General features: G+C 67.5%; 11 protein-coding genes. 4 read left to right on the top strand and 7 right to left on the bottom strand.

Annotated elements, in window-relative coordinates:
- Positions 1-82: 82 nt before the first annotated feature.
- The 5 genes from J2848_RS24990 to J2848_RS24970 all read right to left on the bottom strand — a co-directional run bounded on the left by J2848_RS24990 (position 83) and on the right by J2848_RS24970 (position 7,441).
- The gene (locus J2848_RS24990; protein WP_149234888.1) at positions 83-763 is read right to left on the bottom strand and encodes an RluA family pseudouridine synthase; all 681 of its coding nucleotides are present in this window, start codon (positions 761-763) and stop codon (positions 83-85) included.
- 7 nt (positions 764-770) lie between these two features.
- Entirely contained in the window at positions 771-1,088 is a 318-nt protein-coding gene (locus tag J2848_RS24985) for a CcdB family protein (protein ID WP_149234887.1), read from the bottom strand.
- Positions 1,088-1,327: a type II toxin-antitoxin system CcdA family antitoxin gene (locus J2848_RS24980; protein ID WP_149234886.1), complete on the bottom strand. Its 240-nt coding sequence runs from the start codon at positions 1,325-1,327 to the stop codon at positions 1,088-1,090. Before J2848_RS24980 ends, J2848_RS24985 begins: the two co-directional genes overlap by 1 nt.
- A gap of 127 nt (positions 1,328-1,454) precedes the next feature.
- Complete coding sequence (locus J2848_RS24975) at positions 1,455-3,080, bottom strand: fumarate hydratase (RefSeq protein WP_149234885.1); 1,626 nt, start codon at positions 3,078-3,080, stop codon at positions 1,455-1,457.
- A 254-nt stretch (positions 3,081-3,334) separates the two neighbouring features.
- Complete coding sequence (locus J2848_RS24970; RefSeq protein WP_149234884.1) at positions 3,335-7,441, bottom strand: Pls/PosA family non-ribosomal peptide synthetase; 4,107 nt, start codon at positions 7,439-7,441, stop codon at positions 3,335-3,337.
- Positions 7,442-8,162: 721 nt separating this feature from the next.
- Here J2848_RS24970 and J2848_RS24965 point away from each other — a divergent pair.
- A complete protein-coding gene (locus J2848_RS24965) occupies positions 8,163-8,942 on the top strand; it encodes an SDR family NAD(P)-dependent oxidoreductase (RefSeq protein WP_246194382.1) in 780 nt (259 codons plus the stop codon).
- 39 nt (positions 8,943-8,981) lie between these two features.
- Positions 8,982-10,259: an MFS transporter gene (locus J2848_RS24960; RefSeq protein ID WP_149234883.1), complete on the top strand. Its 1,278-nt coding sequence runs from the start codon at positions 8,982-8,984 to the stop codon at positions 10,257-10,259.
- Between the two features lie 7 nt (positions 10,260-10,266).
- Here J2848_RS24960 and J2848_RS24955 read toward each other — a convergent pair whose 3' ends face one another.
- Entirely contained in the window at positions 10,267-10,749 is a 483-nt protein-coding gene (locus J2848_RS24955; protein WP_149234882.1) for an Lrp/AsnC family transcriptional regulator, read from the bottom strand.
- Between the two features lie 134 nt (positions 10,750-10,883).
- On the opposite strand from J2848_RS24955, the gene J2848_RS24950 reads away from it, so the two are divergent.
- Together J2848_RS24950 and J2848_RS24945 are read left to right on the top strand one after the other, a co-directional pair.
- Positions 10,884-13,295, top strand: a complete 2,412-nt coding sequence (locus J2848_RS24950; RefSeq protein WP_149234881.1) for a thiamine pyrophosphate-binding protein — start codon at positions 10,884-10,886, stop codon at positions 13,293-13,295.
- A 280-nt stretch (positions 13,296-13,575) separates the two neighbouring features.
- On the top strand, positions 13,576-13,848 hold the full coding sequence (locus J2848_RS24945) for a hypothetical protein (protein WP_149234880.1): 273 nt from the start codon (positions 13,576-13,578) through the stop codon (positions 13,846-13,848).
- A gap of 14 nt (positions 13,849-13,862) precedes the next feature.
- Here the strand turns inward: J2848_RS24945 and J2848_RS24940 are convergent, their stop codons facing one another.
- A complete protein-coding gene (locus J2848_RS24940) occupies positions 13,863-14,627 on the bottom strand; it encodes a FadR/GntR family transcriptional regulator (protein ID WP_149234879.1) in 765 nt (254 codons plus the stop codon).
- Positions 14,628-14,855: the final 228 nt, after the last annotated feature.

Here is a 14,855-nt window from a genome sequence, read left to right as displayed (position 1 = left end):
CCCGGTCGTGACCGCCCCATCGCCGACACCGATCATGGGGCAGCCTACTGCATTGCAGCAAGGTCCGAGCTTAGGAGTAAAGCTATGAAGCCTCGGTAAAGCCACAAGCCTCCAGCGCCGCCCGCATGTGTTGCGGGACGGGAGCCACGGCACCGACCGGATCGCGCTTGGGATAGAGCGGCAGTGAAATGGCGCGGGAATGCAGGTGCAGCGGCTTGCCGTCCGGCCCGCCATATTGCGGGTCGCCGACCAGCGGGCAGCCGATGGACGCGCAATGCACGCGGATCTGGTGGGTGCGGCCGGTATGCGGCGTCAGCTCCAGCCAGGTCAGCCCGCCCGCTTGCCCGCGCACGACATAGTCGGTGACCGCCGCCTGCCCGTCCGGCGAGCCGACGATGCGCCAGCCGCCGGTCTTGTTGGACACCTTGGCGAGCGGCAGCTCGATCCGTCCGGACTCCTGCGGCGGCGTGCCGGCCACCACCGCCCAATAGGTCTTATCGACCTTGCCGTTCTGGAACAGGATGCCGATCTTGCGCAGCGCTTTGGCGTGACGGCCGAGGATCAGGCAGCCCGACGTGTCCCGGTCGAGCCGGTGGGCCAGCGCTGGCGGCTTGGGGAAGCCGAAACGAAGCGCGTCGAAATGCCGCTCCAGGTTCGGTCCGCCGGCGGGACCGGCATGGACCGGCAGCCCGGCGGGCTTGTCGAGAATCAGCATCAGCCCGTCGCGGTACAGGATGCGATCTTGGATTTGGGCGGGTGTCACGGGCTACTCATCCCCAGGCGCGGGAAATCAGGAGGTCGATGGCGGCGATGATGCGGTCGCTGTTGTCGGCGAGCGAAGAGACTTTCTCGCCCAGCTGGTCCGTCTGAACGGAGGCGAGCTGAAGCGGGTTCAAAACGACGTCATGGCCTTCGATCACGAAACTCGGGGTCAAGGAGGGTTCCGTACTCTGAAGCTTGTCAGCCAGCAGCAGCGGTGCGACCACCCTGCGTGCCGATGCGTCGAAACGTTGTGACTGGACGATCACCAGATACGGAATGCCCGAGCGCGTCGCGGTTCGGTTCCGATGCACATCGAATTGAGCCATCACAGATGATCGAGGTGTTCGTCGGCGAAAGAGCCATATCTGGCGTCGAAGTCGTTCAGCGCCGCAATCGTGGCATCCAGGCGACGTTCACGGTCGGCTTTCGCCACCTCGTCGGCCAGCAGCTTCTCGACGCGCTCGGACAGGTCGCCGGGAAGGGACTGCGCGCGCTGAAGGATGTCCTCGTCCAGCGACAAGGTGACGTCCCGCTTCGGCGCGCGCCGGTCATAGACACCGTCCATTGGAAGCCCTCCACCGATCCCGATGCACTGAAGATAGGCGCCCCCGGTGCTGTCCGGCAAGCAGGCAGGAAAAAGGAGCGCGGCCCCCGCAAGGCGCCGCGCCCCCTTCACAGCCGGTTCGCCAGGATCAGGCGAGCTTCAACTCCTTGAAGAAGTCGTTGCCCTTGTCGTCGACGATGATGAAGGCCGGGAAGTCCTCCACCTCGATGCGCCAGATCGCTTCCATGCCGAGTTCGGGATACTCGACGCATTCCACCTTCTTGATGCAGTCCTGGGCCAGACGGGCGGCGGCGCCGCCGATCGAGCCGAGATAGAAGCCGCCATGCTGCTTGCAGGCCGCCGTCACTTCCGCGCTGCGGTTGCCCTTGGCCAGCATGACCATGGAACCGCCCGCCGCCTGGAACTGGTCGACGAAGCTGTCCATGCGGCCCGCCGTGGTCGGCCCGAAGGAGCCCGAGGCGTAGCCTTCCGGCGTCTTGGCCGGGCCGGCATAGTAGATCGGATGGTTCTTGAAATAGTCGGGCAGCGGCTCGCCGGCGTCCAGGCGGGCGCGCAGCTTGGCGTGGGCCAGATCGCGGGCGACGATCAGCGGGCCGGTCAGCGACAGGCGGGTGCGGATCGGGTATTGCGACAGCGTGGCGCGGATCTGCTCCATCGGCTGGTTCAGGTCGATCTTCACGACCTCGCCCGACAGGTGCTCGTCGCCGATCTCCGGCAGATACTGGGCCGGATCGGTCTCCAGCTGCTCCAGGAAGATGCCGTCCTTGGTGATCTTGCCCACCGCCTGACGGTCGGCCGAGCAGGACACGCCGATGCCGATCGGCATGGAGGCGCCGTGGCGCGGCAGTCGGATGACGCGGACGTCGTGGCAGAAATACTTGCCGCCGAACTGGGCGCCGATGCCCATGTTCTGGGTCAGCTTGTGGACCTCGGCCTCCATCGCGAGATCGCGGAAGGCGTGCGCGTCCTCGCCGCCTTCGGTCGGCAGGTTGTCGAGGTAGCGGGCCGAGGCCAGCTTCACCGTCTTCAGGTTCTGCTCCGCCGACAGGCCGCCGATGACGATGGCGAGATGGTAGGGCGGGCAGGCCGAGGTGCCGAGGTAGCGGATCTTGTCTTCCAGGAACTTCAGCAACCGGTCGGGCGCCAGCACCGACGGCGTGGCCTGATGCAGGAAGGTCTTGTTGGCCGACCCGCCGCCCTTGGCCATGAACAGGAACTTGTAATAGTCCTCGCCCTCGGAATAGATGTCGATCTGCGCCGGCAGGTTGTTCCGGGTGTTCTTCTCCTCATACATGGAGATCGGCGCCAGCTGGCTGTAGCGCAGGTTGCGCTTCAGGTAGGCGTCGCGGGCACCTTCCGACAGGGCGGTCTCGTCGCCGCCCTTGGTCCAGACGCGGCGGCCCTTCTTGCCCATGATGATGGCGGTGCCGGTGTCCTGGCACATCGGCAGGGTGCCGGCGGCGGCGATGTTGGCGTTCTTCAGCAGGTCGAGCGCCACGAAGCGGTCGTTGGCCGACGCCTCCGGATCGTCCAGGATCTTGGCGAGCTGGGCCAGATGGCCCGGACGCAGCAGATGGTTGATGTCGGAGAAGGCAGCCTCGGCCAGCAGGCGCAGACCTTCCGGCTCGACCTTCAGGATCTGCTCGCCGTCGAACTCGACGACCGAAACATGGTCCGAGGTCAGCTTGCGGTAGGTCGTGTCGTCCTTTGCGAGCGGAAACAGGCCGCGGGCTGAGGCGATGTCGTCGGGCATTGGGGCGTTCCTTTGACGAACCTGGCGTGACGATCCAACGGCCGCCATTCGCCTCCGCGGTACGCGCCCGGCCGGGCGCGCGAAGGGGGCAGGCCGCGCTCGGCCCCCTTATACACCGCTGCGGGGCGGAGACAACCACCGGCGGGAGTAACAGTGCGCGACGGTTTGTCTTCGGCCGAAGACGGGCAAAAGAAAAGGCCGGCACACCGCAATGGTAATACCAGCCTTTTCTTCTCGTCCCTGACGCCGGCTGCTTACGCCGCGGCCTTCACCCGGCCGGTCACTGCGGCGTGGGCAGGAGCGGCCGGCTCTGCCGGGGCGCCGACCCAGTCGCCATGGGCGGGGATTTCCTCGCCCTTCATCACCAGGGTTAGCGGGCCCAGGCGGGCGAAATCGCCGACATGGGTGTCATAGAGCACCGTGGCGCCGGCCCCGACGGTGACGCCGGTCCCGACCGACACCCGTCCGACCTTCATCACGCGGTCCTCGTAAAGGTGCGTTTGCAGGGCCGACAGGGCGTTGATGGCGCAGTAGTCGCCGACCGACACGCAGTCGAACTCCGTGATGTCGGTCGTATCCATGTAGACGCCCTGGCCGAACTTGGTACCGAACAGGCGCAGCACCCAGGGCAGCATCGGCGTGCCGCGCAGGTGGTCGAGCAGGACCTTGCCGGCCAGACCCCAGTACAGCACGGCCACCGCCTCGGTCCGCATGGCCCACCAGGACCACATCGGCTTCATGGTCGGGGCATAGCGGCCCATCAGCAGCCACTTCACCAGCGCCACCACCAGCACCATCGCCGTGGGAATGGCGACGCTGACCGCCAGGAACTGCCAGGCGAAGGCGCCCCAGCGCTGGTCGAGGATGGCGGGGGCGAAGAACTCCACCGCGAAGGTGCCGAAGGTGATGAACAGCATCGACGGCATCGACAGGCTGAAGGCCTCGAACACGGCGCGTCCCAGACGGCGGGCGCGCGACGGCTCGAAGGTCCAGTTGGCCGACACGTTGTCGAACTTCTGGCGCACCGGCAGCTTGATCGGCGGGCTGCCGAACCAGGTGTCGCCGGCCTGCATCTCGGCATTCGCCGGTGGCTTGGACTTGATGCCGATCAGCGTGCCGGTGGGGATGCAGGCGCCCGGCGGGACCACGGCGTCGTTGCCGACGAACACGCGGGCCTCGGTCTTCACCGGTTGCAGATGCATCCAGCCGCGGCGGATGTCCTCGTCGCCCAGCACCACCTCGTCGGCGATGAAGCACTTCTCGCCGATCTCCACCAGATCGTAGCGGCCGGCGAGGTTGGTCGAGATCTCCGCGTCGCGGCCGATCTTCGCGCCCATCAGGCGGTACCAGGCCCGCATGTAGACGGTGGCGTAGAGCGAGCTGAGGGTTTCCAGCATCACCTCGGTCGCCAGTGCCACGACCCATTTGCGGACATAGAACCAGCTGTGGACCGAGTAGGAGCCGGCCTCCACCTTCGGCAGGACGATCCAGCGCATGGCGGCGATCAGCAGGACGGTGAAGGCCACCAGGAACATGGCGGTCGGCCACGCGATGGCGGGCACATAGTAGAGGTAGTTGACCTTGAACACCCCGCCCATCCAGCTGTCGAGCCTGTCGAACAGGTAGAAGGCCGGGAAGATCGGGATCAGCGCCACCGGCGGCAGGCCGACCAGGGCGACCAGATAGATCAGCGACTGGGAGGCGCGCTTGACGATGCCGGCGCTCGGCTCCTGCGGCAGGGCGGCGCGGTCGACCGTGCCGACCTTGCGCGCGGGCGAACCGTCCCAGGACTCATAGTCGCCGGTGTGCGTGCCGGCGGCCAGCGCCGTCAGGTCGGCCAGCTCGGTGCCCTTGCCGATGACGGTGTCGTGGCCGATGACGCAGGAGGTGCCGATATAGGCGTCCTCGCCGATCTCGATGGTGCCGATTACCAGTTCGTTGCCGATCACCTCGGCATTGGCCATCTTGACCTTGCCGCCGGTCGAGGCGCCGCGGCCGATGCCGACCAGATCGATGGCACCGGATTCGAACTCACCGATCATCGCATCGGCGCCGACCTTGGCGCCGAGCGCGCGCAGGAACAGCCGCATCACCGGCGATCCCTGGAACCACTTCAGGTGGACCAGCGCGATGAAGCGCTGGGCCAGCCACCACCGGTAATAATAGACGCCCCACAGCGGGTAGCGGCCCGGCTTGGTCCGGCCGATGATCAGCCATTTCGCCGCGATGGCGATGGCGACGGTGGCGATGTTGATGACGACATAGACGCCGAACAGCGTCGTGATCTCGCCGAAGATCCCGGCGTCCTCGCCGGACAGCAGCATGTAGCTGACGAACACGCCCAGCCACTGCACCGTCATCAGCGCCAGGATGACCGGCAGCGCCGCGGCCTGGGCCAGACCGCACAGCAGGCGGCGGCGGAGCGGCGGCGGTTCGAAGGACAGGTCGGCCGGCTTGGCGCCATGCCCGGCCGGCGCCTTGGCGTCCAGCCGTTCGGCCATCGCGCGCAGCGTGCGGGCGCCATAGACGTCCTGAAGGGTCAGGCTGGCCAGCCCGGCGGTCTCGCGCACCGCCGAGACGAAGCGCGCCGCCAGCAGCGAATGGCCGCCGAGGTCGAGGAAGAAGTCGGCTTCCAGCGGGATCGACTGGCCGGGGAAGACGCGGCAGGCCGCGTCCAGCAGCGTGGCCTCGGTCGAAGTGCGCGGTTCCTCCTGCTCGCCGGCACCGGCAACCTCGCTCAGCGCCATGGCTTGCAGGGTCTTGCGGTCGGCCTTGCCGGAGGTCAGGCGCGGCAGCTCCGCCACCTGTTCATAATGCGCAGGCACCATGTAGGCGGGCAGCTGCGCCCGCAGCGCGTCGCGCAGCGCGGTCTTGTCGAGGGAGGCGCCGGGCTGCGCGACCAGGAAGGCGACCAGACGGTCCAGGCCGTTGTCGGTGCGCAGCACCACCGTGGCCTGGGCAACGCCCGGCAGATCGGTCAGCTTGGCCTCGATCTCGCCCAGCTCAAGCCGGAAGCCGCGGATCTTCACCTGATCGTCGATGCGGCCATGGAAGCGCAGATTGCCGTCGGCATCGACGCTGACCGCATCGCCCGAGCGGTAAAGCAGCGGGTCCTGCGTGCCGGTGCGGTACGGGTTGGCGATGAACTTCTCCGCCGTCAGTTCCGGCCGGCCGAGATAGCCCTGGGCCACGCCGGGGCCGCCGATCAGCAGCTCGCCCTGGGTGCCGGGAGCCACCGGATGCAGCGCCTCGTCCACCACATAACAGGTGTAGTTGGGGATCGGGCGGCCGATGGTGACGGGGGTGTCGGGATGGACCTCCGCCACCGTGGCGACGACGGTCGCCTCGGTCGGGCCATAGCTGTTGAACAGGCGCCGGCCCGGCCGGCACCAGCGCGAGGCGACGGCCGGCGGACAGGCTTCGCCGCCCAGGATGACGACGCGCAGCGACGGCACGTCCTTCGGCAGCATCGCCAGCAGGGTCGGCACGGTGTCCAGAACGGTGACGCCGGCCTCGGTCAGCACGTCGGCCAGCCGGTCGGCCTCGTCCAGCACCTGACGGCTGGCGACCCACAGGGTGGCGCCGGCCAGATAGGGGACGAAGATTTCCTCAAGCGACAGGTCGAAGGCCACCGAGGCGCCCTGGAACGCCACGTCGGCGGCGGTGATGCCGTAGACGCTGTTGGCGGCGCGCAGGTAATGGCAGATGTTGCGGTGGCTGATGACGATGCCCTTGGGCTTGCCGGTCGAGCCCGAGGTGTAGATCGCATAGGCCGGGCTGTCCGGCGTCACCCCGTCGGCGCGCAGGTCAAGCGGTCGCTCGTCGTCGCTCAGAACGTCGCCGATGCGCAGAACCTGAACGTCGGCACCGGCCGTGGCCAGCGTCGCCGCCTTGGTGCCGGTCACCAGATCGATCAGGATTGCCGGGGCGGCGCAGTCGGTCAGGCTGACCGCCACGCGCTCGGCGGGAGCGTCGGCGTCGAAGGGCAGATAGGCTGCACCGGCCTTCAGGATGCCCAGCAGCGCCACATGCAGGTCGAGCGACCGCGCCATCCACAGCCCGACGAAGCAGCCGGGACCGATCCCGCGCGCCCGCAGGCCGCGGGCGACCCGGTTGGCGCGCGCGTCCAGCTCGGCATAGGTGACGCGCCGGCCTTCATAGACGATGGCCGTGCGGTCCGGATGTGCCGCGGCGGTCGCCTGCGGAATGTCGGACAGCAGTTCGTCCTGCAGAAGGGAGGGGTCGATCGGGCCACTCAGGGTCGGAACCATTGGAGTGGCGGTCCACGGAGCGGAGATCGTCGATTGACCGGCCGGGGAAACGTCGGTCGGGCCGTTGGCCCGCGCAGTCAGCAGAGTCACGCTGTGTCAGCCTTCCAAAAGGAATCAGCGCGGTGGCGCCAAATGGACCCGATCGTTATGCGGTCCCGGCGGTCGGCTGAACGCGGCGATGGGCCGCTCTCAAGTTGTGGCGCTTTATGGTTAACGAATGCTTGCCGTTGGGCGTGTCGGCACCCGTACCGATGGGAGATGACAAGTCTTGGGCTGCCCAAGCGCTGCGAAAGCAACATTCGCCCAACCAAAAGAAAGTGGAAGACCCGACGGCACCGGATACATGCAGTTACATGAACGCGCATGGTCGCGCCTTCATGATCCGTTGCGCGGCGACGGTCAAGCTTATCCTTATGGAACTGAATCGAAGGGCAGAGCCCTGTGTCGGGGCCATCACATGCCCCGTCACATCGTCCGCTGATCGGTGACTTCCGCCAGGGCGGACGCCATGCGCAGTTCCGGTTGCCGGTGTACGGCTGCGGCGCAACCAAAGCCAGAACAAGCCTCCCAAATGGGTGGGCATTCACGGGCTGGGGCCGCCGGTTTGCCGGATTCCCGTCCGTTCCGCGCACATGTGGTGTCGCCTGCTGCATCGCGCCATTCGGGCTGCGCATGGCTGAGGTTCCCGGATTCCGGGCTCACCCGGTTTTTCATGATGGACATCATCAAAAATCGAAATGATGATGACCATCATGAATAGCGCTCGGCATTGGCTGGGGCGCATCAACCGGATGAAGGACAGGAGAGGATCATGAGCATTGCGGTCAACCCGACCGGGGCGGACATGACAGGGCGGGTCGCCCTGGTCACCGGCGGCACGTCAGGTATCGGCCGGACGACGGCGCTTGCCTTTGCCGGTGCGGGGGCGGTTGTGATCGTCACCGGCCGGCGCGAGGCGGAGGGGCTGGAGACGGTCGAGTTGATCGGCCGCGCCGGCGGCACCGGCCACTTCGTCGCCGCCGACGTGGCCGATGGGGCGGAGGTCGCCGCCCTGTTCGAGCGGATCGAGCGCGACCACGGCCGGCTCGACGCCGCCTTCAACAATGCCGGCATCCATCAGGCCGCTCCGCTGACCGAGATGGAGGAGGAGATTTTCGACCGGGTGCTGACCGTCAACGTCAAGGGCGTCTGGCTCTGCCTGAAGCATGAACTGGCGATCATGCGGGGCCAGGGCCGCGGTGCGGTCGTCAACACCGGGTCGGTGCTGGGCCAGATCGGGATGGCCGGCAATGCCGCCTATTCCGCCAGCAAGGCGGCGGTGGAGGGACTGACCCGCACCGCGGCCATCGAAGTGGCGGCCTTCGGCGTGCGCGTCAACGCCGTCTGCCCGGCGATCATCCAGACGCCGATGAGTCAGGCCTCCTTCGGCGGCGCCGATCAGGTGGAGGCCGCGCTGGGGCCGCTTCATCCCGTCGGCCGCGTCGGCCGTCCGGAAGAGGTCGCCGCTGCGGTTCTCTGGCTCTGCTCAGACGCTGCCGGCTTCGTCACCGGCCAGTCGATCAACATCGACGGCGGCGTGACCGCTCGATAGCCGCTTCATTAGCAGGCAAGCCACCGGAGATCCCTGCCGATGCTGTCCACCCCTCTCGCTGCCGCCCTGGCTCGGCGCGACATCCACTATGCCTGGGTCGTCGTCGCCGTCACCTTCCTGTCCATGCTGGTGTCCGCCGGGGCGGTCGGGGCACCCGGCGTCCTGCTGCTGCCGCTCCAGCGGGAGTTCGGTTGGGACACCGCCGATATTTCCACCGCCATGGCGATCCGCCTGCTGCTGTTCGGGCTGATGGGGCCCTTCGCCGCCGCGATGATCAACCGCTTCGGTGTCCGCCGCATGGTGCTGTCCTCTCTGACGCTGGTCGGCGGCGGGCTGCTGGCCTCGCTGGCGATGCGGGAGGTCTGGCAGTTGATCCTGCTGTGGGGCTTTGTCGTCGGTTTCGGCACCGGGCTGACCGCCATGGTGCTGGGCGCCACCATCGCCACCCGCTGGTTCGTCGCCCGCCGCGGTCTGGTGATCGGGCTGCTGACCGCCAGCTCGGCCACCGGGCAGCTGGTCTTCATGCCGCTGCTGTCGATGCTGACCGAGGCCTATGGCTGGCGCAGCGCCATCGCCCTGCTGTGCGGCCTGATCGCTGTGGCCGCCCTGGCAATGCTGGCGCTGATGCGCGACCATCCGGCCAATCTCGGCCTGTCCGCCTTCGGTGAGGTCGAGGGTGCACCGCCTGCTGTTCCTGCCGGTGCCATCCTGGCGGCTGCGCTGGGTGCTTTGCGCAATGCGGCGGTGACGCGGACCTTCTGGGTGCTGTTCGCCACCTTCTTCATCTGCGGCGCCAGCACCAACGGCCTGATCCAGACGCACCTGATCCCGCTCTGCGTCGATTTCAGCGTGCCGGAGGTGCAGGCGGCCGGCCTGCTGGCGCTGATGGGCATCTTCGACTTCGTCGGTACCGTCGGGTCGGGCTGGCTGTCCGACCGCTACGACAACCGCTGGCTCCTGGTCTGGTATTATGGCCTGCGCGGCCTGTCGCTGCTCTATCTGCCCTATTCGGATTTCACGCTTTACGGCCTGTCGGTCTTCGCCGTCTTCTATGGGCTGGATTGGATCGCCACCGTGCCGCCGACCGTACGCCTGACCGCGGAGCGGTTCGGGCGGGAGCGTGCCAATCTCGTCTTCGGCTGGATCTTCGCCGGCCACCAGCTGGGTGCCGCCGCTGCGGCCTTCGGCGCCGGCCTGTCGCGCAGCACGTTGCAGACCTACCTGCCGGCCTTCGCCACCGCCGGGGCCCTCTGCCTGTTTGCAGCTGTCCTGGTGCCGATGATCGGCGGCCGTGCCAAACCAGTGGCGGCGGAGTGATGAGGTTTCATTCTCCCAGATGCTCCAGCGGCAGGGCGGTGCGGTAGCGCACCTGCTTCAAGGCGAAGCTGGAGCGGATGCTGGCGACGCCGGGGATGCGGGTCAGGTGTTCCTTCAGGAACCGTTCATAGCTGGCAAGGTCCGGCACCACCACCCGCAGCAGGTAATCGGCGTCACCGGTCATCAGATAGCATTCCAGCACCTCCGGCCGGGCCATTACCGCCGCCTCGAAGCCGTCGAGCCGCGCCTCCACCTGCCGTTCCAGGCTGACATTGACGAAGATGTTGACCGGCAGATCGACGGAGGCCGGATCGACCAGCGCCACATAGCGGGCGATCACTCCCGCCTCCTCCAGCGCCCTGACCCGGCGCAGGCAGGGGGAAGGCGACAGGCCGACCCGTTCCGCCAGTTCGTTGTTGGGCAGCCTGCCGTCCTGCTGAAGGGCGGCCAGGATCTTGCGGTCGATGCGGTCGAGAGGCTGTTTTGGCATCGGATGCTGTTTCCATTGTTATCCTGGCATCCGATGCTAAAGCGGAACCGCAGCCGGCGCCACTTCGCAAGCACCTGCCGGGTCGCGAATGATAGGCTCTTCCAACCATCAACCCCCCGTTCGGGAGCAGCCCCATGACCGCGACCCAGCCGACCTCCGCCGATCTCGCCTGCCTGGCCGAGCTGGAGCGCAAGGTACTCTGGCTCGCGTCCTGGACCATCCACAACGCCAACCATGTCCGCCCCAACCTGGACGGGCTGAAGATCGGCGGCCATCAGGCCTCCAGCGCCTCGATGTCCACCATCCTGACGGCACTCTATTTCTCGGCCCTGCGGCCGGAGGACCGGGTGGCGGTGAAGCCCCATGCCAGCCCCATCTTCCACGCCATCCAGTATCTGCTGGGCAACCAGACGCGGGAGAAGCTGGAGAATTTCCGCGGCTACAAGGGCGCCCAGTCCTACCCGTCCCGCACCAAGGACGTGGACGACGTCGATTTCTCCACCGGCTCGGTCGGGCTGGGAGTGGCGCAGACCCTCTTCGCCTCGCTGGTGCAGGATTACCTGAAGGCCAAGGGCTGGGCCGCCGGCCTGCCGGAAGGCCGCATGGTCTCGCTGGTCGGCGATGCCGAGATGGACGAGGGCAACATCTTCGAAGCCCTGCAGGAGGGCTGGAAGCATGGCGTGCGCAACACCTGGTGGATCGTCGACTACAACCGCCAGAGCCTGGATGCGGTGATCCGCGAGGGGCTGTGGGAGCGGCTGGAGAACATCTTCCGCGCCTTCGGCTGGGACGTGGTGATCCTGAAATACGGCACCCTGATGCAGGAGGCCTTCCAGGAGCCGGGCGGCGAGCGCCTGCGCCACTGGATCGACACCTGCCCGAACCAGCTCTATTCGGCCCTGACCTATCAGGGCGGAGCCGCATGGCGCCGCCGCCTGATGGACGATCTGGGCGACCAGGGCGACGTCACCCGCCTGATCGAGCGCCGCAACGACGAGGAGCTGGCCCGGCTGATGGGCAACCTCGGCGGCCATGACCTGCCCTCGCTGCTGGAGGCCTTCGCCCGGGCCCGTACCCACGACCGGCCGGTCTGCTTCATCGCCTACACCGTCAAGGGCTTCGGCCTGCCGCTGGCCGGCCACAAGGACAACCATTCCGGTCTGCTGACGCGGGAGCAGATGGATGGTTTCCGCGCCGCCAACAAGGTCCGTCCCGGCCATGAATGGGACCGGTTCGAGGGCCTCTCCCTGCCGGATTCCGCCCTGGAGGACTTCCTGCGCCGCGTTCCCTTTGCCCGGAAGGGCCGCCGCCGCTACGAGGCGCCGGTGGTCACCGTGCCGGCCGCGCTGGCGGTGCCGACGCAGAAGAGCCTGTCGACCCAGGCCGCCTTCGGCCTGATCCTGAACGAGATCGGGCGGGAGCGCTCGGCACTGGCCGAACGCATCGTCACCACGGCACCCGACGTCACCGTCTCCACCAACCTGGGCGCCTGGGTGAACCGCCGCGGCCTGTTCGCCAGGAACGAACTGGCCGACCTGTTCAAGAAGGAACGCATCCCCTCCACCTACAGCTGGGAATTCTCGCCGAAGGGCCAGCATCTGGAGTTGGGCATCGCGGAGTCCAACCTGTTCATCCTGCTGTCGGCGCTCGGCCTCTCGCACAGCCTGTTCGGGGAGCGGCTGCTGCCGATCGGCACCGTCTATGATCCCTTCATCATGCGCGGTGCCGACCAGCTCAATTATGCCTGCTACCAGGATGCCCGCTTCATGCTGGTGGCGACTCCGTCCGGCATCACGCTGGCGCCGGAGGGCGGGGCGCACCAGTCCATCGCCACCCCGCTGGTCGGGATGGCCCAGGACGGACTGGCCTATTTCGAGCCGGCCTTCGCCGACGAACTGGCCGTGGTGATGCGCTGGGCCTTCGATTACATGCAGCGGGACGGGGAGGGCACCCCCAGCGAGCGCAACTGGCTGCGCGACGAGACCGGCGGTTCCGTCTATCTGCGCCTGTCCTCCCGCGCGCTGGAACAGCCGACCCGGACGATGGACGAGGATCTCGCCCACGACATCGTCGACGGTGCCTATTGGCTGCGCAAGCCTGGGCCGAACGCCCAGGTGGTGATCGCCTACACCGGTGCCGTGGCGCCGGAGGCCATCGCCGCCGTCGGCATGCTGGGAGAGGACCGGCGCGATGTCGGGTTGCTGGCGGTGACCTCCGCCGACCGGCTGCATGCGGGCTGGAGTGCGGCCCAGCGGGCGCGCGAACGTGGTCTCGGGCATGCCCGCGGCCATATCGAGCGGCTGCTCGACGGGCTGCCGCCCCATTGCGCCCTGGTCACGGTGGTGGACGGCCATCCGACAACGCTGGGATGGCTCGGCTCCGTTGCCGGCCACCGCACGCGGGCGCTGGGTGTGGAGCATTTCGGTCAGACCGGCACCATTACCGATCTCTATCGCCACTACGGCATCGACGCCAGCGGCATCGTCGCCGCGGCGGAGGCGGCGTCTCCCGGCCGGCCGGTCCGTCACTTGCGTGCGATCGGCTGAGCCGTTCCCCGTCCGGCCGTCCGTCCATATAATTGGGTGGCCGGAAGCGCGGGCTGTGGCATGCTTGTCGGACGGATGTGGCGACAGGACATGACAGATGCCGTGGGGAGCCGAAGTCGCTGAAGGCCTGTTCAGGATGGGAAGCGATGGTCATTTCGATGCACGTCGGCGGTCGACCGGGGTTGTGCTGGCGGCTGTCGCCGTCTGCGCTATGGTCACCGGCGGCGCTTCGGTTGCCAGGGCCGATGTCCCTCCGCGGGCCTCTTCGGCACTGGAACCGATGACCGACACGGAAGCGGTGGGTATGGGCTGCATGCTGATGGCTGCCGGTGTCGGTGCCGCGACCATTGCCGCCGGCGGCGTCGCCCTGTTTGCGGCAGAGGCCGGAGTGGCCGCCACCGGCACCGCCGTGGCGGTTCCGGTCGTGGTGGCGACGATGGCCGGTGGCTGCACGGTTGGGGCCGTGGCCACTCCCGCCTTCCTGTGGCTGAAGCGGCAGGGTCACAGCATCGGAACCGGAGTCGCCGGGCTCCTGCCGGGCTCCGGGAAGTGATGCGGTCTTCGGCCTCAGTCCTTCGGGCCTGACCCGGCGCTCTTTGCCCGGCGGTCGAGGGCCTCCCGGTGGCGGTCGCGGGTATAGGCGACCAGATCACCGAGCGCTGCCGTCGCGGCCTCGGCATTCCGCAGTTCCAACGCCTGCAGCAATCGGGCGTGGAAACCGACGATGGCCTCGCGTTCGCGCACCCGGTAGATGATCATGTTGCTGACCGGCTGCAGCGCCTCGACCACCGCATGCATCAGATAGGACAGCAGGGCATTGTCCGCGGCATCCACCAGCGCACGGTGGAACCGGACGTCCGATGCGCAGAACTCCTCGTCCGACAAGGCGGCATCGCGCTGTCGTACCAACTCCTCCCGCATCGTCGCCAGGGAGGTGGCCAGATCCGCATCGTCCCGCGCGGCAGCCAGTCGGCAACAGACACCCTCCAGCTCCAGTCGCGCCGTCGCCATGTCGGCCAGGCCAATGTCGCCGACCGCGACCATCAGTGTGGTGGTGTTGGCCAGCGATCGCGCCGCATCCTCCGGCGCCGGGCTGGCGACGAAGTTGCCGCCGGTCGGCCCGCGGCGGGAACGGATCAGATGCTGGGCTGCCAGACGTTTCAAGGCTTCGCGCACCGTCGGGCGGGACACCTTGAAGCGATGAGCCAATTCCTCTTCCGTAGGCAGCCGCTCATCCACCTTCAGCCGGCCGTCCATGATGGCGGCACGCAGGCTGTCGGCGATCTGCTTGGCCGCGCTGACGGTGACGACGCTTTCAAACTCGACGGGCATGGCCGCTCACTATGGGATCTGAGCAATCCTATGGTCAAAAGGTCAAACCTTTCAATGATTGCGGCCGGCGCCCGGCTTGGAATAGCGCCGGTCAAAAAATCGTCATGAGGGACGAAAAAAGCTCTTGCGCGTCTTGGGGGAGGGCGCCTATAACCCGCTCCACCGACGGCGGGGCGCTGAACGACAGTGCGGCGCCGGCGGAGAAACGGAAGAGAAAACAGCAGCTTA

The organism is Azospirillum lipoferum, from assembly GCF_024170005.1.
Lineage (GTDB): Bacteria > Pseudomonadota > Alphaproteobacteria > Azospirillales > Azospirillaceae > Azospirillum > Azospirillum lipoferum.
This window is presented reverse-complemented; position numbering and strand designations above follow the sequence as displayed.

Bases quoted from the DNA above. Each gene is read 5' to 3' on its own strand.
- J2848_RS24945 (WP_149234880.1), top strand. From the start codon at position 13,576: ATGACCGACACGGAAGCGGTGGGTATGGGCTGCATGCTGATGGCTGCC.
- J2848_RS24985 (WP_149234887.1), bottom strand. From the start codon at position 1,088: ATGGCTCAATTCGATGTGCATCGGAACCGAACCGCGACGCGCTCGGGC.
- J2848_RS24955 (WP_149234882.1), bottom strand. From the start codon at position 10,749: ATGCCAAAACAGCCTCTCGACCGCATCGACCGCAAGATCCTGGCCGCC.
- J2848_RS24965 (WP_246194382.1), top strand. From the start codon at position 8,163: ATGAGCATTGCGGTCAACCCGACCGGGGCGGACATGACAGGGCGGGTC.
- J2848_RS24950 (WP_149234881.1), top strand. From the start codon at position 10,884: ATGACCGCGACCCAGCCGACCTCCGCCGATCTCGCCTGCCTGGCCGAG.
- J2848_RS24960 (WP_149234883.1), top strand. From the start codon at position 8,982: ATGCTGTCCACCCCTCTCGCTGCCGCCCTGGCTCGGCGCGACATCCAC.
- J2848_RS24975 (WP_149234885.1), bottom strand. From the start codon at position 3,080: ATGCCCGACGACATCGCCTCAGCCCGCGGCCTGTTTCCGCTCGCAAAG.
- J2848_RS24980 (WP_149234886.1), bottom strand. From the start codon at position 1,327: ATGGACGGTGTCTATGACCGGCGCGCGCCGAAGCGGGACGTCACCTTG.
- J2848_RS24940 (WP_149234879.1), bottom strand. From the start codon at position 14,627: ATGCCCGTCGAGTTTGAAAGCGTCGTCACCGTCAGCGCGGCCAAGCAG.